This is a genomic window from Nocardioides potassii (genome assembly GCF_021648885.1).
Classification (GTDB): Bacteria; Actinomycetota; Actinomycetes; order Propionibacteriales; family Nocardioidaceae; genus Nocardioides; species Nocardioides potassii.
Map to the genome: position 1 here is coordinate 76,830 of NZ_JAKJHZ010000009.1, position 18,669 is coordinate 95,498.

Consider the following 18,669-nt stretch of genomic DNA (forward strand, 5'->3'; position numbering starts at 1 on the left):
CAACCGCTCACCGAACGACGTGCCAGACTTCCTCCATGTCCGGGGGTCTGTTCGGGGGACGGCGCAGGCGCCGCGAGGAGGAGCTCGCCGCGAAGGACCGTTGGCGCACGGCGCGCAAGCTGATGGACGAGGACGTCACCGCCCTCGGGGAGCAGGTCGCCGAGCTCCACGTCGACACCCTCGCCGACGACCTCGACCCCGATGCTGTCGATCACTACCGCCGCGCGCTCACCCACTACGACCAGGCCAAGGCCCTCCTCGCGGCGAGTGAGACGGCGGAGGACGTCATCGCCGTCGAGCAGGTCGTGGCCGACGCCCGCTACCACCGCGCCGCCGTCCTCGCGATCCGAGACGGCGAGCCGCTGCCCCAGCGCCGCGAGCCGTGCTTCTTCGACCCCCAGCACGGACCGTCGATGCAGGACGTCGAGTGGACGCCGCCCGGCGGAACGCCGCGCGTGATCGGGATCTGCGCCGCGGACGCCCGACGCCTCGCCGCGGGCGAGGAGCCGCTCGTGCGGATGGTGCGCATCGGCGACCGCTGGGTGCCGTGGCACCTCGCCGGGAGCGTGCAGGGCGCGATCGACGCCGGAGCCCAGCTCGCCAAGGGGAACGGCCACGGCGTGCACGGCCAGCAGAACCTCGCCCAGGCCTACCTGAACCAGACCCTCGGCGGCAGCGCCGACCGAGGCGGCTTCGGCGTCTGAGGACGAGGGCTGTCGCACCCGCCTGTGACACTGGAGGCGTGCCCGAGGGAGACAGCGTCTGGAAGCTCGCGCGCCGTCTCGACCGCCAGCTCGTCGGGCACACGGTCGCGCGGTCCGACTTCCGCACGCCCCGCCTCGCCACCCGCGACGTCTCGGGACGAGAGGTGCTCGGTCACGACACCCACGGCAAGCACCTGCTGACCCGGTTCTCCGCGACCGCCGACTCCCCGGCCGCCACGCTGCACAGCCACCTCAAGATGGACGGGTCCTGGTCGACGCTCGCACCGGGCAAGCGGCTGCCGGCCAAGCTGCAGCCCCACGTGCGGCTCCTCCTCACCCTCGACGACGACCGGGTGGTCCACGGGATCCGGCTCCACGACCTCGACCTCGTGCCGACCGACCGCGAGGTCGACCTCGTCGGCCACCTCGGCCCCGACCCGCTGCGCGACGACTGGGACCCCGCGGAGGCCGTACGACGCCTCGCGGCCGACCCGGCGCGCCCGTTCGTCTCGGCGCTGCTCGACCAGCGCGCGGTCGCCGGGTTCGGCAACCTGTGGGTCAACGAGCTCGCCTTCCTCACCGGTGTCAGCCCGTGGACCCCGATCGGCGACGTGGACGTCGAGCGCCTCGTCGAGCGCGGCGCGACGATGCTGCACCACTCCGCCACCGTCGACGGCGCCTACCAGGTCACCACCGGCTCGCCCGTGCGCGGCGACGACCACTGGGTGACCGGCCGGCAGCGGCAGGGCTGCCGGCGGTGCCGCGGCCCGATCAGCGTGACGGCCGAGGTGCCCGGCGACGCCCAGAACCGGCGGACGTGGTGGTGCCCCGCGTGCCAGCCGGGACCCGGTCCGGAGGCCCGGGTGGGAGTGCCGGGAGCGCGGGTCAGACCCGGTGCAGCCGGCGGGCGGCCTCGGCGATCGAGCCGCTCATCGAGGGGTAGACGGTGAACGCCTGGGCGAGCTGGTCGGCCGTCAGCGACTCGGCCACCGCGATCGACACCGGGTGGATGAGCTCGGACGCGCGCGGCCCGACGACCACGCCGCCGACGACGATGCCCGTGCCGGGTCGGCAGAAGAGCTTCACGAAGCCGTCGCGGACACCCTGCATCTTGGCGCGGGCGTTGCCGGCGAGCGGGAGCATCACGGCCTGGGCATCGATCTCGCCGGCGTCGACGGCCTTCTGGGACCAGCCGACCGTCGCGATCTCGGGTGCGGTGAAGACGTTGGAGGAGACCTTCTTGAGGTCGAGCGGCGCGACCGCGTCGCCGAGGAAGTGCCACATCGCGATCCGGCCCTGCATGGCGGCCACCGAGGCGAGCATCAGCACACCCGTGCAGTCGCCGGCTGCATAGATCCCGCGCGCCGAGGTGCGCGAGACGCGGTCGACGGTGATGAAGCCGCCCTCGTCGGTGGCGACGCCGGCCGCCTCGAGGCCGAGGTCGGCGGTGTTGGGCACGGAGCCGAGGGCGAGGATGCAGTGGCTGCCCGAGACCCTACGACCGTCCGTGAGCGTCACCGTGACGGTGTCGCCGTCGCGTGTCACCGACTGCATGCGGGACTGCCCGAGCACGTTCATCCCGCGCCGGGTCAGCACGTCCTCGAGCACCGCGGAGGCGTCCGCGTCCTCGCCGGGCAGCACGCGGTCGCGGCTGCTGACGAGGGTGACGTCGATGCCGAGCGAGAGGTAGGCGCTGGCGAACTCGGCGCCGGTGACGCCCGATCCCACGACGATGAGCTTCTCCGGCACCTCGGTCAGGTCGTAGACCTGCTCCCAGGTGAGGATCCGCTCGCCGTCGGGCTGCGCGCTGGGCAGCGTGCGCGGCGCGGCGCCGGTGGCGACGATGATCGCGTCGGCCCGGAGCGTCTCGTCACCGACCTCCACCGTCAGGTCCGGCCCGAGGCGGCCGCGACCGGTGACGACGCGTACGCCGTCGCGGTCGAGCCGGGCCGCGATGTCGGCCGACTGGTCGGCGGCGAGCTGCTTGACGCGGGCGTTGACCCGGCCCAGGTCGACGGCGATCGCGGTCGCCGCGTCGCCCTCGTGGTCGTGGAAGTTGACCCCCAGCTCCTGCGCCGTGGTCATGTCGGCCATCAGCTCGGCCGTCGCGATCAGCGTCTTGCTCGGCACGCAGTCGGTGAGGACGGCCGAGCCGCCGACACCGTCGGTGTCGACGACGGTCACCTCGGCGCCGAGCTGGGCCGCGACGTGCGCGGCCTCGTAGCCACCCGGCCCGCCGCCGATGATGACGATGTGGTCAGCCATGTGGCCGCGCCCCTCAGAGGTTGATCATGTGGCCGGCGATGCCGTGGACGGCCTCCTTGACGGCCTCACCCAGCGTCGGGTGCGCGAAGACGTTGCGGGCCACCTCGTCGGCGGTGAGGTCCCACTTCTGCGCCAGGGTCAGCACCGGGAGCAGCTCGGTCACGTCGGGGCCGATCATGTGGGCGCCGATGATCTCGTTGTGCTCGGCGTCGGCAACGACCTTGACGAAGCCGACGGCCTCGCCGAGGCCCATCGCCTTGCCGTTGGCGGTGAAGGGGAACGTCGCCGTCTTGACGTCGTAGCCCTTCTCCCTGGCCTGCGCCTCGCTGTAGCCGAAGGACCCGATCTGCGGCATGCAGTAGGTCGCGCGCGGCACGAAGTCGTAGTCCACCGGCATCGTCTCGGCGCCGTTGATCGTCTCGGCCGCGACGATGCCCATCGCCTCGGCGACGTGGGCGAGCATCATCTTGCCGGTGCAGTCGCCGATGGCGTAGACGCCGTCGACGTTGGTGCGGCCGTAGTCGTCGATCTCGATCGCGCCGCGCTCGGACACGTTGACGCCGACGTTCTCGAGGCCGAAGCCCTTCACGCGCGGGGCGAAGCCGAAGGCGGCGAGGAACTTGTCGGCCTCGAGCACCTGCTCGTCGCCACCGGCAGCGGGCGCGATCGTGACCTTCACGCCGGAGCCGGTGTCCTCGACCCTCTTGACCGCGGTCGAGGTCAGCACCTTCACGCCGAGCTTCTTGTAGTGCTTGAGCAGCTCCTTGGAGATGTCGTGGTCCTCGGTCGGGACCATCCGGTCGAGGAACTCCACGATCGTGACGTCGACCCCGAAGTTGGCCATCACGTAGGCGAACTCGACACCGATCGCGCCGGACCCGCCGATGACGATCGAGCTCGGCAGCTCGTCGGTGAGGATCTGCTCCTCGTAGGTGACGACGTTCTCGCTGAGCTCGACGCCCGGCACCAGGCGGACGGTCGCCCCGGAGGCGATGATCAGGTTGTCGAAGGAGTACGACGTCGTGCCGCCGTCCTTGCCCCTGACGTCGATCCCCTTGGCGCTGGTGAGGGTGCCCCAGCCGTCGATCTCGGTGATCTTGTTCTTCTTCATCAGGAAGTGGACGCCCTTGACGATGCCGGCGGACACGTCACGGCTGCGCTTGTGGGTCGGGCCGAACGACATCGTGACGTCGCCCTCGATGCCGAACTTCGCCTTCTCGTGCTGGAGCGTGTGGGCCAGCTCGGCGTTCTTCAGCAGCGCCTTCGACGGGATGCAGCCGACGTTGAGGCAGACACCTCCCCAGTACTTCTCCTCCACCACGGCCACCTTCTGGCCGAGCTGGGCTGCGCGGATCGCGGCGACGTAGCCACCGGGGCCGGCGCCGAGGACGAGGGTGTCGAAGTGCGTGTCGGTCACGGCCCCAGCCTAGTTGTCGCGTGTGCAGGCGCCACACCCGAGGTCGCGGCTCGATACCCTGCTCCCCGTGACGCTGTACGCCGCCTACGGGACGAACCTCGATCCCGCCCGGATGAGCGAGCGCTGCCCTCACTCGATCCTGCAGTCCACGGGCTGGCTGACGGGCTGGCGGCTGACGTTCGGAGGCGAGGAGCACGGCTGGGACGGCGCGCTGTCGACGATCGTCCAGGACCCCTTCGAGCAGGTCTTCGTCGCGGTCTACGACGTCACCCCCGAGGACGAGCGGGCGCTCGACGGCTGGGAGGCCGCCGACAGCGGGCTCTACCGCAAGACCAAGGTGCGCGTGCAGACGATGACGGGGCCGATGGTCGTGTGGGCCTACGTCCTCGACGCCTACGAGGGCGGGCTGCCCTCGGCGTCCTACCTCGGCGTCCTCGCCGACGCCGCCGAGGCGGCCGGTGCCCCGGAGGACTACGTCCACGCCCTCCGGAGCCGGGCCTGCCGCTCCACCGGCCTCTGAGGGCACTCCCGGCCGCCCGCGGCACGGCGCCCCGCTGGCCCTAGAGTGCGGCCCATGAGCGAGACGAACCCGTACGACAACGCCCAGGCCGCCGCCGCGAAGCTCGCCGCGCTGACCGGGGTGGAGCGCCACGACATCGCCCTGGTGCTGGGTTCGGGCTGGCTGCCGGCCGTGGACGCGCTGGGCGAGGCGACCGCCGAGATCGACACCACCGACCTGCCCGGGTTCAGCGCCGCCGCGGTCGCCGGGCACAGCGGCAAGATCCGCTCGATCAGGAGCGGTGAGAAGAACCTCCTGGTCTTCCTCTCGCGCACCCACTTCTACGAGGGCAAGGGCGTCGCCGCGGTCGTGCACCCGATCCGTACGGCGGCCGCTGCCGGGTGCTCGGCCATCGTGCTCACCAACGGGTGCGGAGGCCTCAAGGAGGGTTGGCAGCCCGGTCAGCCGGTGCTGATCTCCGACCACATCAACCTGACCGGCACCAGCCCCATCGTCGGCGCGAACTTCGTCGACCTCACCGACCTCTACAGCCCGCGCCTGCGCGCGCTGTGCAAGGAGGTGGACGGCAGCCTCGACGAGGGCGTCTACGTGCAGTTCCCCGGCCCGCACTACGAGACGCCCGCCGAGGTCCGGATGGCCGGCATCATGGGCGGCCACCTCGTCGGCATGAGCACCACCCTCGAGGCGATCGCCGCCCGCGAGGCCGGCATGGAGATCCTCGGCATCAGCCTGGTCACCAACCTGGCGGCGGGCCTGAGCGGTGAGCCGCTCAACCACGAGGAGGTCCTCGAGGCCGGCAAGGCCGCCGCGAGCCGGATGGGCGGCCTGCTCAGCCAGGTCGTCAGCCGCATCTGATGCGCGTCCTCGTCACCGGGGCCGCCGGGAGCCTCGGCCGCGTCGTCACCGTCGGACTGGCCGGACTCGGCCACGACGTCGTCGGGCTCGACCTCGTGCCGGCGCCCGAGGGCACCCCCTTTCCCTGGCACGAGGCCGACTGCGCCGACGGCGACGCGGTGGAGGCGGTCTTCGCCTCTCTCTCCACCGGGGGCAGCCTGGACGCGGTGGTCCACCTCGCGGGCGTGCCGGACGAGGCGTCGCTGCCCGACGAGCTCACCTCGCACGTGATCACCACGGCAGCCCTGCTCGACGCGATGGTCGCCCACCGCGTGCACCGCATCGTCTACGCCTCCTCCAACCACGCCGTCGGGCGCACGCCCCGCGCCGACGGCGACCTCACCGAGCACGCCCTCCCCCGCCCCGACACCTACTACGGGGTCGCGAAGGTCGCCGCGGAGGCGCTGCTGCAGCTCTTCGCCGACCGCCACGGCATCGACGCGGTCGCCTGCCGGATCGGCTCGTTCCTGGACCGGCCGGCCAGCGTCCGCGGGCTCTCCACCTGGCTGTCGTACGACGACGGCGTCCGGATGGTCGAAGCGGCCCTCACCGCCCCGGCTCCCGGCTTCGCGGTGCTCTACGGCATCAGCGCCAACACCCGCGGCTGGTGGGACCTCGAGCCCGGACGGCGGCTGGGGTACGAGCCGCAGGACGACGCCGAGGACTTCGCCGACGAGGTCGAGCCCGGCCCCGACGACGAGGCCGAGGCCGAGTTCGCCGGCGGGCCGTTCACGCTCCCCCGCTTCCACCGCCCCGCGCTCGGGTCCTGAGGCGCACCTTGACTTGGAGCGCACTCCAAGTCGGACACTGGTGCGGTGACCAGCCTGAGCATCGCCGAGGCCGCCGAGCAGACCGGCCTGACCGCGCACACCCTCCGCTACTACGAGCGTGACGGGCTGATGCTGCGATCGGTGGAGCGGGCGTCGTCGGGACACCGTCGCTACACCGACGAGGACCTGCGGTGGATCCAGATGGTCACGCGGCTACGGGCCACCGGAATGCCCATCCGTGACGTACGGCGCTACGCCGCGCTGGTCCGCGAGGGCGACGGCAACGAGGCGGAGCGGCTCGACCTGCTCCTCGCCCACCGCCAGGTCGTCGAGCAGCAGCTGGCCGAGGTGACCTCGCACCTGCGGGCGATCGACCACAAGATCGCGCTCTACGAGCACACGGTTCGGCCTGCCTCCTGACAGGTCGTCCTGGGCAGGCTTGACTTGGAGCGCACTCGAAGGAGTTCGCTGGAGCCATGACCACAGCAGACATCGGACAGCGCACGCTCGGCACCACCTCCTCGCTCACCGTGAGCACCCTCGGCCTCGGCTGCATGGGGATGTCGGAGTTCTACGGCACCCCTGACGAGCAGTCCGGCATCGACACCATCCACCGCGCCCTCGACCTCGGCGTCACCTTCCTCGACACCGCCGACATGTACGGCCCGTTCACCAACGAGCAGCTCGTCGGCCGCGCGATCGCAGGTCGTCGCGACGAGGTGCAGCTGGCGACCAAGTTCGGCAACGAGCGCAACCCCGACGGGTCCTGGGTCGGCATCAACGGCTCTCCCGACTACGTCCGCGCCGCGTGCGACGCCTCGCTGCAGCGCCTCGGGGTCGACCACATCGACCTCTACTACCAGCACCGCGTCGACAGGTCGGTGCCGATCGAGGAGACGGTCGGGGCGATGAAGGAGCTCGTCGAGGCCGGGAAGGTGCGCCACCTCGGCCTCTCCGAGGCTGGCGCGGAGACCATCCGCCGGGCCCACGAGGTCCACCCGATCACGGCCCTGCAGTCGGAGTACTCGCTCTTCACCCGCGACCTCGAGGACCAGGTGCTGCCGGTGCTGCGCGAGCTGGGCATCGGCCTCGTCCCGTACTCCCCGCTGGGGCGCGGCATCCTCACCGGCGCCGTCTCCAGGGAGACGCTGGAGGCCGGCGACTCCCGCGCGGCGGGGCGCTTCCCGCGGTTCGAGGGCGAGGCCCTCGACGCCAACCTCTCCCTGGTCGAGAAGGTGAAGGAGCTCGCGGCGCAGAAGGACTGCACCCCCGGCCAGCTCGCGCTCGCCTGGGTGCTCGCCCAGGGCCAGGACGTCGCTCCGATCCCCGGCACCAAGCGCGTGAAGTACCTCGAGGAGAACGTCGGCGCGGTCGGCGTGGAGCTCACCGAGGACGACCTCGCCGCGCTCGAGCAGGCCGTGCCGCGTGACGCCGTGGTCGGCGAGCGCTACGGCGACATGTCCACCATCGACGCCTGAGGCGTCACGCGAGGGTCACGTGGCGGCGATCCCCACGTGGCCCTCGCGGAAGGCGTCGACGAACAGCGCGTGGTCCTCGCGGACGCGGACGGCGTACGCGATCCCCCAGTCGCACAGCCACTGGACGAAGTCGTTGCGCCGGCCCTCGAGCGACCGCGAGATCGCCGCCTCGACGTCGAAGTCGACGAGGTCCTGCTGGCTGTCCTCGTCGGAGGCGCAGTGGATCTTCGCGGTCGCCCGGCCGAGGAGGTCGACGACCGAGCGCATGTCCTCGGGCTCGTTGATCTCCGTCCAGTCGAGGTCGACCTCGTAGGGCGAGACCTCGGCGATCACGTAGCCGACGCCGTCGATGCTCGTGTGCCCGAGCAGCGGGTCGGTGTGCACCTGCAGCGCGCGCTGGCTGACGACCGTGCGGTGGCCCTCGTGCTCGAAGTAGGCGTCGACCTCGCTGGTGTCCACGAACCGGCTCAGGGCCGGGATGTTGGCCTGCTTCATGCTCAGCACGACGTCGTTGTCGAGGGCCTGGCTGTAGCCCTCGACGAGCACGTTGTACGCCGGGAGGCCGGCGCTGCCGATGCCGAAGCCGGACTTCCCCACCACGTCGCGCAGCTCGTAGAACAGGTCGCGGTCGAAGCGCTTGGACTGCGGGATCGTGTCGAGGTAGCCGCGGAACGCGTTCACCACCTCGGCCCGCTCGTCACGACCCAGGCGGCGTGTGGTGCCGTCCTCGGTGAACCGCCGCTTCCCGTCCCGCATGAGCGTCATGCCGTCGAGGAGGTCGGCGCGACGCATCTGCCGCGCGGCGACCAACGCGGTCAGTACCGGCCCCTCGGCCGTGTCGAGGGTGATCTCGAAGTCGTCGTCGGAGTCCGAGGCGACGTAGTGGTTGACCTGGGCCAGGTAGGAGCGGACGTAGCGGCCGATCAGCTTGCGGATCGCGTCCTCGGGCAGCGCCTTCTGCCACCCCACCAGCGCCAGGCTGGCCGCGAACCGCTGGAGGTCCCAGGTGAACCGGCCGAGGTAGGCCTCGTCGAAGTCGTTGATGTCGAAGACCAGCCGGCCGTCGGAGTTGAGGTAGGTCCCGAAGTTCTCGACGTGCAGGTCGCCGTGGATCCAGATCCGCTCCGAGCCGTGGGCGGCCCAGTCGTCGGTCTCCTGCGTCACGTCGTTGAAGAACAGGCACGCGCTGCCGCGGTAGAAGGCATGCGGGTCGCGCGCCATCTTGCGGTACTTCGCCCGGAACGCGGCCGGGTCGGCCCGCATCAGCGGCGCGAAGGCGTCGCGCAGCACGTCGATGATCACGTCGGTCCGGTTGCTGGAGGCCATGCGCCGCACTCTAGGTGTGCGGTCTAGGTTGGGGTCCATGGCAACCACACAGTTCGGTGACACCACCGTCAGCACCGTCGGCGAGCTCCCCACGGTCGGCTCGCAGGCTCCCGGATGGGACCTCGTCGGGCTGAAGTTCCAGCCCCTGACCGACGCCGACGCCGAGGGCAAGCGCGTCGTGCTTAACATCTTCCCCAGCATCGACACCGGCGTGTGCCAGGCGAGCGTGCGGAAGTTCAACGAGCTCGCCGCCGGCCTCGACAACACGGCCGTCGTCAACGTCTCGGTCGACCTGCCGCTCGCGCAGGCCCGGTTCTGCGGCGCCGAGGGCATCGAGGACGTCGAGGTCGGCTCGGCCTTCCGCTCCTCGTTCGGGCGCGACTACGGCGTCGAGATGGCCGACGGCGGCTGGCAGGGCATGCTCGCGCGCGCGGTCGTCGTCCTCGACACCGACCGGACCGTTCTGCACACCCAGCTCACCGACTCCATCGGCACCGAGCCCGACTACGACGCCGCAGTGGCCGCGCTCAGCTGACCGAGCCCTGGCTGGCTCGTCCGGACAGCCGGGCGAGCCAGTCGTGCTCGACGGACGGCAGGACCCGGGCGTCGAGGAGGACCCTGGCGAGATCCCGGTCGCCCATCGCGGCGCGGAAGAACATCGGCACCGTCAGCCCGTGCCCGGGCCGGTGCACCACCTCGACCGGGTCGCCCGGCCGGATCACGCCTGGCTCGCGGACGGCGAGGTAGGCGCCCGTCCGCCCGCGTTCGGTGAAGCGTCGTACCCACGCCCGCTCGCCCATGTGCTTGGCGAACGTCACGCACGGCACGCGCGGCCCGCGGACCTCGAGCAGGGTCTCCCCCACCCGCCACTGCTCGCCGACCTCGGCCTCGTCGACGCCCACGCCGACCGTGGTGAGGTTCTCGCCGAACATCCCGTCGCCGAGCTCACGCCCGAGGTGCTCGCCCCACCAGTCGAGCTCCTCGCGGGCGACGGCGTACACCGCCTGCGTCTCGCCACCGTGGTGCTTGCGACTGATGATCGCGTCGCCGACGACCCCGCTGCCGAGGCCGCCCCGCTTCGGTCCCGGGTCGCGCACCTCGATCCGCTCGACCGGGCGCTTGCGGATCCCGCTGGGCCGCTTCATCCCCGGCACCACCTCGGCGACGCCGGCGTTGACGGAGCGGACGACGGTGGGCACGCGCACACGGTAGCCCGGGAGCCGGGTGGGCGCCCGCGGATATAGCCTCCGCACATGACCGCACCGCAGCAGCTGATCGACGAGGCCCGCGCGTGGGTCGCCGAGGACCCCGACGACCGGACCAGGGCCGAGCTGGAGGCAGTCGTCGCGGCCGCCGAGCGCGGCGAGGAGACCGACCTGGCCGACCGCTTCGCCGGCACCCTCGAGTTCGGTACGGCGGGACTGCGAGGCGCGCTGGGTGCCGGCCCCAACCGGATGAACCGGGTCGTGGTGACCCGCGCGGCCGCCGGCCTGGCGGCGTACCTCCTCGACACCGGCCACCGCGGCGGGTCCGTCGTGATCGGCTACGACGCCCGGCACAACTCCGATGCCTTCGCGCGCGACACGGCCGAGATCATGACCGGCGCCGGGTTCAAGGCGCTCGTCATGCCCCGCACGCTGCCCACGCCCCTCCTCGCCTTCGCGATCCGCGAGCTCGGCTGTGTCGCCGGCGTGATGGTCACGGCCAGCCACAACCCGCCGGAGGACAACGGCTACAAGGTCTACCTCGGCGACGGCAGCCAGATCGTGCCGCCGGCCGACAGCGAGATCGCGGACCGGATCGCAGCCGTGGGCCGGCTCTCCGACCTGCCGCGCGGCGGCGCCGGCACGCCCGTCGGCGAGGAGATCGTCGACCGCTACCTCGACACCGTCGCGGGCCTGGCCGAGGACGGCCCGCGCGACCTCAGCATCGTCTACACGCCGCTCCACGGCGTCGGAGGCACGACGGTCGCGCAGGTCCTCGAGACCGCCGGTTTCGACGCACCGCACGTCGTGGAGCAGCAGGAGCAGCCCGACCCCGACTTCCCCACCGTGTCCTTCCCCAACCCGGAGGAGCCGGGTGCGATGGACCTCGCGATGGCGCTCGCCGCGGAGAAGAAGGCCGATCTCGTGGTCGCCAACGACCCGGACGCCGACCGTTGCGCCGTGGCGGTCCCTGAGGCGCACGGTTGGCGGATGCTGCGCGGCGACGAGGTCGGCGCACTGCTCGCCCACCATCTCCTGGCCCGCGGCCGGAGCGGTGTCTACGCCAACTCGATCGTGTCCTCGAGCCTGCTCGGCAAGATGGCGACGGCCGCCGGCCAGCCGCACGAGGAGACCCTGACCGGCTTCAAGTGGATCGGCCGCGTCAAGGGCCTGGCCTTCGGCTACGAGGAGGCCCTGGGCTACTGCTGCGACCCCGACAACGTCCGCGACAAGGACGGCGTCTCGGCGCTCCTGCTGGTCTGCGAGCTCGCCGCGGCGGCGAAGGCGGAGGGCCGCGGGCTCACCGACATCCTCGACGACATCGCCCGCGAGCACGGCCTGCACGCCACCGACCAGCTGTCGGTGCGCTTCGACGACCTCGCGCAGATCCCCGCCACCATGGACCGCGTGCGCACCACGCCGCCGACCACGCTGGGCGGCCTCGCCGTCGAGAAGGTCGAGGACCTCTCCGAGGGGTCGGCCGAGCTGCCCCCGACGGACGGCCTGCGCTACACCCTCGCCGAGGGCGCCCGGGTGATCGTCCGCCCGAGCGGCACCGAGCCCAAGGTGAAGTGCTACCTCGAGGTCGTCATCCCCGTCGACGCCAGCCCGGACGGAGGTGACGTCGACGCCGCCCGCATCTCCGCCGTCGGCCGGCTCGACGCGATCACCGCCGACCTGCGGGGCGCGGTCTTCGGCGGCTGACGTGCGCTCGCTGCTGCTCGCACCCGTGCTGGTGCTGACCAGCGGTCTCCTGGTCGCCGCGCCCGCCTCGTCGTCGTACGACGTCAGGGCGGGCGCGCACGCGCAGGCCCCGCGCACCTGGCGGGTGGGTCCCGGGCGCGAGCTGGAGGTGCCCAGCGCCGCGGCGGCCGTCGCCCGCGACGGCGACACGGTGCTGATCGACCCGGGCACCTACCGCGGCGACGTCGCCACCTGGACGCAGGACGACCTGACGCTGCGCGGCGACGGAGGCCGCGCCCACGTGCGCGCCGACGGCCGCGACGCGCAGGGCAAGGCCATCTGGGTCATCGCCGGGGACCGCACGACGGTTGACCGGATCGAGCTCAGCGGAGCCTCCGTGCCGGACCGCAACGGCGCGGGCATCCGCCAGGAGGGCACCGACCTGACGGTCACCCGGAGCTGGTTCCACGACAACGAGAACGGCATCCTCACCGGCGCCGACGCGGGCAGCGACGTCGTGATCAGGCGCTCGAGGTTCTTCCGCAACGGCTTCGGCGACGGCTACTCGCACAACCTCTACGTCGGCGCCGTGCGCTCGCTCACGGTCACCGGCAGCTGGTTCGCCGAGGCAGACACCGGCCACGAGCTGAAGTCGCGGGCAGCCCGGAACACCCTCGTCGGCAACCGGTTCGCCGACGGCGAGGCGACCGCGAGCTACTCGATCGACCTGCCCGACGGTGGCCTGTCGCTGGTCGCGGGCAACGTCGTCGTCCAGGGTCCGCGCTCGGAGAACCCCGCGCTGGTCTCCTACGGCGCCGAGGGCCTCAGCAACCCGAGCCGTACCCTCTGGGTCGTCAACAACACCTTCGTCAACCGCCGCACCTCGGGGACGTTCGTCGCCCTCGCAGCCGGGTCGTCCGCACACCTGCGCAACAACCTCCTCGTCGGCCCCGGAGACCTCACCAGCGGCCCGGCCGACGCGCGGGCCGACCGCCGCGTCGGCCTCGACGGCTTCGTCGCACCGGGTCGCGACGACTTCCGCCTGACCTCGTCCTCGCCCGCCCTCGACCGGGGCGTGAGGGTCCCGAGGCGCTGGCGCGCCCGCTGGCAGTACGTCGCCCCCGCGGGCCAGGTGCGCCGCCCCACCTCCGGTCGGGTCGACCTCGGAGCCTTCGAGCTCCCCTGACGTCGCACCGGCCGAGGGCTACGCTCGATCCATGGCAGGCAGCCGGGATGCAGTGGCGCGGGGGCGGTTCGCCCTCGTCGTGGCGCTGCTCGGTGTCGCCTCGGCGCTGACCGCCGTCGCGGTCGCGCCGACGATGGCGACCCAGGCCGTCGTCGTGCTCGCCGCTGTCTCCGCGGCCGCGGGCCTTGCAGGCGTGCAGAGCCTGCTCGCCGTACCGGGCACCCGGGTCCACTCCCTGTGGCCTCCGCGCCGCTCCGCGGCGGTGCCCCTCGTGCTCGCCGGACGGTGCACCGACACGGTGCGCCACCCCGTGCGCCCGCGCGCTCCTGGACGCGCCTGACCCGTCGCCCCGCGCGACGTCAGGCCCACCCACCTTCGTCCCAGGAGACACCCATGTCCTTGCTCGACCCCGTGAAGCACGTCCTGTCCACCATCCTCGCGACCACCCACGACGGCCTGACCGCCGTCGGCGCCCCGGCCGACTCCGCCCTGGCGTGGGTGGTCGGCATCGCCACACTCGTCGTCCTCGTCCGCCTGGCCCTGCTGCCGTTCGTGGTGCACGGCGTCCGGCAGGCGCACGCCGCCGCGCGTGCCAGGCCGCACCTCAGGCAGGTCGCCGACCGCTACCGCGGCCGCACGGACGCGGACAGCATCCGTCGGCAGATGGAGGAGCGCCGCACGATCTCCGCCGAGCACGGGGTCGGTCGCCTGGGCTGCCTGCCCGTGCTCGTCCAGCTGCCGGTGTGGCTGGCGCTCTACCACCTCGTCGCGGACGTGGCGTCCGGCACCGCCGTCGGGGCGATGGGCCCCGAGCTCGTCTCGTCCTTCGGCGCGGCCTCCGTGCTCGGCGTCTCGCTGGCCGGCCGCGGCTACCTCGGGGTCGGGCCGGCCCACCTCGCCGTCGTCGCCGGGCTGGCGCTGACGGCGGCCCTGCTGTCCTACGTCACCCAGCGCTACGTCGTGGCGCCCAACACCGTGGTCGACGGGCTGCCGGAGGCGATGGTGACCGCGCAGCGGATGATGCCGGCCCTGTCGGCGGCCGGGCTGCTCGTGGCGGGCGGCGTCGTGCCGGTCGCCCTGCTCGTCTACTGGGTGTGCAGCTCGACCTGGACGCTCGGCCAGTCGTTCGTCATCGCCCGGTGGTGGCCGACGCCCGGGACCGCCGCCGCGCTCAGAGGACGAGGCTGAGCACCAGCAGGAGGAGGGCGGCGGAGATCAGGCCGAGCGGAACCCACGCCGGCTCGCGTCGTACGGCGCCGGGCAGGGCGAGCTGCTCCGGCGACCCCGGACGGATCTCGGCGCGCCTGCGCGCCGTGTCGACCAGGTCGTAGAGGCGGTTCTCGACGAAGTCGGCGTAGTGCATGCCCTCGGTGGGCGCCAGCGCCGCATCGCCGGCGAGCCCGCCCGGTCGGTGGCGCGAGGTCAACGCCTTGCGCCAGGTGCGGCCCACGACCGTGGACACGAACCGGCGGTCGGCGGCCCGGACGACCAGGACCTGGCGCACGGCCATCTCCTCGATCGCCGCCAGCCGGATGTGGAGGGTCTCGCCGAGGTTCTGCATCACGAGGTGCTCGGTCGTCACCCACAGCGCGGGTCGCAGCATCACCGCCCAGGCCAGCACCCCGACGAGGACACCGGCCGCGGCCACCCAGAGCGGGAACCCCTCGTCGGCGTAGGCCACGCCGGCCACCGCCAGGACCGCGGTGAGGACCACGGTCATCCAGCCGGAGACCCGGCCGCTGGTGGGCTCGAAACGCTCGACCACTTCGTCGTGGTCGTCCTGCAGGGATGCCATGTGGTCCTCGTCGATTTGGGCAGGGTTTGGCCCTCTGCGGATTCCCGGGCCGTTCCGCGCCAACTCTATGCTGGGTCGGTGACACCGACTCCCAGCTCGACGGCGAGCGCCCCCTCGGAGCACGCAGTGACGCACCAGATGTTCGACGACGTCGTGCGCTCCGACTCCTCGCTCCGCCGCTTCCTCCACGGCCTCCCCGGGGTCGACCAGGTCGGCTGCGAGGCACGCGCCGCCGGTCTCGGCACCCGCTCGATCAAGACGACGGCGAAGGCCTTCGCCATCGACCTCGCGATCCGGATGGTCGACCTCACGACCCTCGAGGGCCAGGACACCCACGGCAAGGTCCGCGCGCTCGCGTCCAAGGCCATGCGTCCCGACCCGGCCGACCCGACGTGCCCGGCGACCGCGGCCGTCTGCGTCTACCCCGACATGGTCGCCACGGCCAGGCAGACCCTGGGCGACAGCGGCGTCCACGTCGCCGCCGTGGCCACCGCCTTCCCCAGCGGCCGCGCCGCGATGGACATCAAGCTGGCCGACACGCGTGACGCCGTCGAGGCCGGTGCCGACGAGATCGACATGGTCATCGACCGTGGCGCCTTCCTGTCGGGCCGCTACCTCGAGGTCTTCGAGGAGATCGCCCAGGTCCGCGAGGCATGTGGGGACGCGCACCTCAAGGTGATCTTCGAGACCGGCGAGCTGCAGACCTACGACAACGTCCGTCGCGCCAGCTGGCTGGCGATGATGGCGGGCGGCCACTTCATCAAGACCTCGACCGGCAAGGTGCAGCCCGCGGCGACCCTGCCCGTCACCCTGATCATGCTGGAGGCCGTGCGCGACTTCCGCGAGCAGACCGGCCAGATGGTGGGCGTGAAGCCCGCGGGCGGCATCAAGACCACCAAGGACGCCATCAAGTACCTGGTGATGGTCAACGAGATCTGCGGCGAGGACTGGCTCGACCCGGACTGGTTCCGCTTCGGCGCGTCCACGCTGCTCAACGACCTGCTGATGCAGCGGACCAAGATGACGACCGGTCGCTACTCCGGTCCCGACTACTTCACGCTGGACTGAGGCACCTGATGAGCAACGTGTTCGAGTACGCCCCCGCGCCGGAGTCCCGCGCGATCGTCGACATCAAGCCGTCCTACGGCCTGTTCATCGACGGTGAGTTCGTCGACGGCGGCGGCACGGCCTTCAAGACCGTCAACCCGGCCACCGAGGAGGTGCTCGCCGAGGTCGCCGAGGCGAGCGACGCCGACGTCGACGCGGCCGTCAGGGCCGCCCGCCGCGCCTACACCCGCGTCTGGTCGCGGATGTCCGGCGCCGAGCGTGCCAAGTACCTCTACCGCATCGCGCGCATCATCCAGGAGCGCGGCCGCGAGCTCGCCGTGCTGGAGTCGATCGACAACGGCAAGCCGATCAAGGAGTCGCGCGACGTCGACGTCCCGATCGTCGCGGCGCACTTCTTCTACTACGCCGGCTGGGCCGACAAGCTGAAGTACTCCGGCTACGGGGACACCCCGCTCGGCGTCGCCGGCCAGGTCATCCCGTGGAACTTCCCGCTGCTGATGCTGGCGTGGAAGATCGCCCCGGCGCTGGCCTGCGGCAACACCGTCGTGCTGAAGCCCGCCGAGACCACCCCGCTGACCGCGCTCCTCTTCGCCGAGATCTGCCAGCAGGCCGACCTCCCGCCCGGGGTGGTCAACATCGTCACGGGCGCCGGGGACACCGGTCGCGCGATCGTCTCGCACCCCGACGTCGACAAGGTGGCCTTCACCGGCTCGACCGAGGTCGGCAAGGCGATCGCCCGCGCGGTCGCCGGGACCGACAAGAAGGTCACCCTCGAGCTCGGCGGCAAGGCTGCCAACATCGTCTTCGACGACGCCCCGCTCGACCAGGCCGTCGAGGGCATCGTCAACGGCATCTTCTTCAACCAGGGCCACGTCTGCTGCGCCGGCTCGCGCCTGCTCGTGCAGGAGTCCGTGGCCGACGAGGTGATGACGCGCCTCAAGCGGCGGATGGCCACGCTGCGCGTCGGCGACCCGCTCGACAAGAACACCGACGTCGGCGCGATCAACTCCGCCGAGCAGCTCGCCAAGATCCGTGAGCTGTCGGAGATCGGTGAGGCCGAGGGCGCCGAGCGCTGGTCTGCCCCGTGCGAGCTCCCCTCCAACGGCTACTGGTTCGCCCCGACCGTCTTCACCGGCGTCTCGCAGGCACACCGCATCGCCCGCGAGGAGATCTTCGGCCCCGTCCTGTCCGTGCTGACCTTCCGCACGCCCTCGGAGGCGGTCGAGAAGGCCAACAACACCCCGTTCGGCCTGTCGGCCGGCGTGTGGACCGACAAGGGGTCGCGGATCCTCTCGATGGCCAACCGCCTCCGCGCGGGCGTGGTGTGGGCCAACACCTTCAACAAGTTCGACCCGACCTCGCCCTTCGGCGGCTACAAGGAGTCCGGCTACGGCCGCGAGGGCGGCCGCCACGGGCTCGAGGCCTACCTGAAGACCGACGAGAACGGAGGGACCGCCTGATGTCCCGCATCGACGTCCGCAAGACCTACAAGCTCTACATCGGCGGCCAGTTCCCCCGCTCGGAGTCCGGTCGCTCCTACGTCGTCAACGACGCCAAGGGGCGCCTGCTGGCCAACGCCGCGCAGGCCTCCCGCAAGGACGCCCGGGACGCCGTCGTCGCCGCGCGCGCCGCCTTCGGTGGCTGGTCCGGCAGGACGGCGTACAACCGTGCACAGGTCGTCTACCGCATCGCCGAGGTCCTCGAGGGCCGCCGCGACCAGTTCGAGGCCGAGCTCCGCGCGAGCGAGGGCATCACGCCCGCGAAGGCGCGCTCCTACGTCGACGCCGCGATCGACCGCCTCGTGTGGTACGCCGGCTGGGCGGACAAGATCACCCAGGTCGTCGGCAACGCCAACCCGGTCGCCGGCCCCTACTTCAACCTGTCGACCCCGGAGCCCAGCGGCGTCATCGCCGTCGTCGCACCGCGCGGTCCCCTCCTGGGCCTGGTCAGCGTCGTGGCGCCGCTCATCATCACCGGCAACACGGTGGTCGTCATCGCCAGCGAGCAGCACCCGCTGACCGCGATCACGCTCGGCGAGGTGATGGCCACCAGCGACCTGCCCGGCGGCGTCGTCAACGTGCTCACTGGCTCCGTCGCGGAGATCGCCCCGTGGCTGGCCTCGCACATGGACGTCAACGGCATCGACCTGACCGGCGTCGAGGACGCCCAGCTCGCCGCCGACCTCGAGGCCGCCTCGGCCGACAACCTCAAGCGCGTCCGCCGGCCGGCCCCCGGCACCGACTGGCTCGCCGAGCCCGGCCTCGACCGGATGACGCGGTTCCTGGAGACCAAGACCGTCTGGCACCCGATCGGCGTCTGAGCGCGGCCCAGCACATGGCGAAGGCCCCCGGAGATCCT

At 72.0% G+C, this 18,669-nt stretch carries 20 protein-coding genes; 15 read left to right on the forward strand and 5 right to left on the reverse strand.

The annotated features are described in order from the left end of the window. The first annotated feature begins 35 nt into the window (after positions 1–35). A complete protein-coding gene (locus L2K70_RS14120) occupies positions 36–704 on the forward strand; it encodes a hypothetical protein (RefSeq protein ID WP_236402817.1) in 669 nt (222 codons plus the stop codon). A gap of 38 nt (positions 705–742) precedes the next feature. After that, positions 743–1,654: a DNA-formamidopyrimidine glycosylase family protein gene (locus tag L2K70_RS14125; RefSeq protein WP_236402818.1), complete on the forward strand. Its 912-nt coding sequence runs from the start codon at positions 743–745 to the stop codon at positions 1,652–1,654. Here the strand turns inward: L2K70_RS14125 and L2K70_RS14130 are convergent. After that, positions 1,590–2,969, reverse strand: coding sequence for an NAD(P)H-quinone dehydrogenase (locus L2K70_RS14130; RefSeq protein ID WP_236402819.1), 1,380 nt, complete (start codon positions 2,967–2,969; stop codon positions 1,590–1,592). The genes L2K70_RS14125 and L2K70_RS14130 overlap by 65 nt on opposite strands. Positions 2,970–2,982: 13 nt before the next feature. Further along, on the reverse strand, positions 2,983–4,386 hold the full coding sequence (lpdA, locus tag L2K70_RS14135; RefSeq protein ID WP_236402820.1) for a dihydrolipoyl dehydrogenase: 1,404 nt from the start codon (positions 4,384–4,386) through the stop codon (positions 2,983–2,985). A gap of 67 nt (positions 4,387–4,453) precedes the next feature. Between lpdA and L2K70_RS14140 the strand changes: the two genes are divergently transcribed. The 5 genes from L2K70_RS14140 to L2K70_RS14160 are packed head-to-tail and all read left to right on the forward strand — an operon-like array spanning position 4,454 to position 8,048. Further along, the gene (locus L2K70_RS14140; RefSeq protein ID WP_236402821.1) at positions 4,454–4,906 is read left to right on the forward strand and encodes a gamma-glutamylcyclotransferase; all 453 of its coding nucleotides are present in this window, start codon (positions 4,454–4,456) and stop codon (positions 4,904–4,906) included. Positions 4,907–4,960: 54 nt separating this feature from the next. Beyond that, positions 4,961–5,761: a purine-nucleoside phosphorylase gene (locus L2K70_RS14145; RefSeq protein WP_236402822.1), complete on the forward strand. Its 801-nt coding sequence runs from the start codon at positions 4,961–4,963 to the stop codon at positions 5,759–5,761. After that, the gene (locus L2K70_RS14150; protein WP_236402823.1) at positions 5,761–6,570 is read left to right on the forward strand and encodes an NAD-dependent epimerase/dehydratase family protein; all 810 of its coding nucleotides are present in this window, start codon (positions 5,761–5,763) and stop codon (positions 6,568–6,570) included. The genes L2K70_RS14145 and L2K70_RS14150 overlap by 1 nt, the downstream gene beginning before the upstream one ends. 45 nt (positions 6,571–6,615) lie before the next feature. Beyond that, positions 6,616–6,990 carry a MerR family transcriptional regulator gene (locus L2K70_RS14155; RefSeq protein WP_236402824.1) on the forward strand — a complete coding sequence of 125 codons (375 nt, stop codon included), beginning with the start codon at positions 6,616–6,618 and terminating at the stop codon, positions 6,988–6,990. A gap of 56 nt (positions 6,991–7,046) precedes the next feature. Continuing rightward, positions 7,047–8,048: an aldo/keto reductase gene (locus tag L2K70_RS14160; RefSeq protein ID WP_236402825.1), complete on the forward strand. Its 1,002-nt coding sequence runs from the start codon at positions 7,047–7,049 to the stop codon at positions 8,046–8,048. 15 nt (positions 8,049–8,063) lie between these two features. On the opposite strand, the gene L2K70_RS14165 is transcribed toward L2K70_RS14160, so the two are convergent. Continuing rightward, positions 8,064–9,374: a DUF2252 domain-containing protein gene (locus L2K70_RS14165; protein ID WP_236402826.1), complete on the reverse strand. Its 1,311-nt coding sequence runs from the start codon at positions 9,372–9,374 to the stop codon at positions 8,064–8,066. A gap of 37 nt (positions 9,375–9,411) precedes the next feature. Between L2K70_RS14165 and tpx the strand changes: the two genes are divergently transcribed. Next, complete coding sequence (gene tpx / locus L2K70_RS14170; protein WP_236402827.1) at positions 9,412–9,909, forward strand: thiol peroxidase; 498 nt, start codon at positions 9,412–9,414, stop codon at positions 9,907–9,909. Here the strand turns inward: tpx and L2K70_RS14175 are convergent. Then, positions 9,902–10,573, reverse strand: a complete 672-nt coding sequence (locus L2K70_RS14175; protein ID WP_236402828.1) for an MOSC domain-containing protein — start codon at positions 10,571–10,573, stop codon at positions 9,902–9,904. The two genes, tpx and L2K70_RS14175, sit on opposite strands and share 8 nt — an antisense overlap. Before the next feature lie 54 nt (positions 10,574–10,627). Here L2K70_RS14175 and L2K70_RS14180 point away from each other — a divergent pair, with 54 nt between their 5' ends. The 4 genes from L2K70_RS14180 to yidC are packed head-to-tail and all read left to right on the forward strand — an operon-like array spanning position 10,628 to position 14,636. Then, on the forward strand, positions 10,628–12,283 hold the full coding sequence (locus L2K70_RS14180; RefSeq protein ID WP_236402829.1) for a phospho-sugar mutase: 1,656 nt from the start codon (positions 10,628–10,630) through the stop codon (positions 12,281–12,283). A gap of 1 nt (position 12,284) precedes the next feature. Then, positions 12,285–13,448 (forward strand): right-handed parallel beta-helix repeat-containing protein, encoded by a 1,164-nt coding sequence (locus L2K70_RS14185; RefSeq protein WP_236402830.1) that lies wholly within the window; start codon positions 12,285–12,287, stop codon positions 13,446–13,448. 31 nt (positions 13,449–13,479) lie between these two features. After that, a complete protein-coding gene (locus L2K70_RS14190; RefSeq protein WP_236402831.1) occupies positions 13,480–13,788 on the forward strand; it encodes a hypothetical protein in 309 nt (102 codons plus the stop codon). A gap of 53 nt (positions 13,789–13,841) precedes the next feature. Then, positions 13,842–14,636, forward strand: coding sequence for a membrane protein insertase YidC (gene yidC, locus L2K70_RS14195; RefSeq protein WP_236402832.1), 795 nt, complete (start codon positions 13,842–13,844; stop codon positions 14,634–14,636). On the opposite strand, the gene L2K70_RS14200 is transcribed toward yidC, so the two are convergent. Then, a complete protein-coding gene (locus L2K70_RS14200; RefSeq protein WP_236402833.1) occupies positions 14,620–15,243 on the reverse strand; it encodes a hypothetical protein in 624 nt (207 codons plus the stop codon). The genes yidC and L2K70_RS14200 overlap by 17 nt on opposite strands. Positions 15,244–15,321: 78 nt before the next feature. On the opposite strand from L2K70_RS14200, the gene deoC reads away from it, so the two are divergent. The 3 genes from deoC to L2K70_RS14215 are packed head-to-tail and all read left to right on the forward strand — an operon-like array spanning position 15,322 to position 18,631. Further along, positions 15,322–16,311 carry a deoxyribose-phosphate aldolase gene (gene deoC / locus L2K70_RS14205; RefSeq protein ID WP_236402834.1) on the forward strand — a complete coding sequence of 330 codons (990 nt, stop codon included), beginning with the start codon at positions 15,322–15,324 and terminating at the stop codon, positions 16,309–16,311. A gap of 8 nt (positions 16,312–16,319) precedes the next feature. Beyond that, on the forward strand, positions 16,320–17,771 hold the full coding sequence (locus L2K70_RS14210; protein WP_236402835.1) for an aldehyde dehydrogenase family protein: 1,452 nt from the start codon (positions 16,320–16,322) through the stop codon (positions 17,769–17,771). Further along, a complete protein-coding gene (locus L2K70_RS14215; RefSeq protein WP_236402836.1) occupies positions 17,771–18,631 on the forward strand; it encodes an aldehyde dehydrogenase family protein in 861 nt (286 codons plus the stop codon). The genes L2K70_RS14210 and L2K70_RS14215 overlap by 1 nt, the downstream gene beginning before the upstream one ends. Positions 18,632–18,669: the final 38 nt, after the last annotated feature.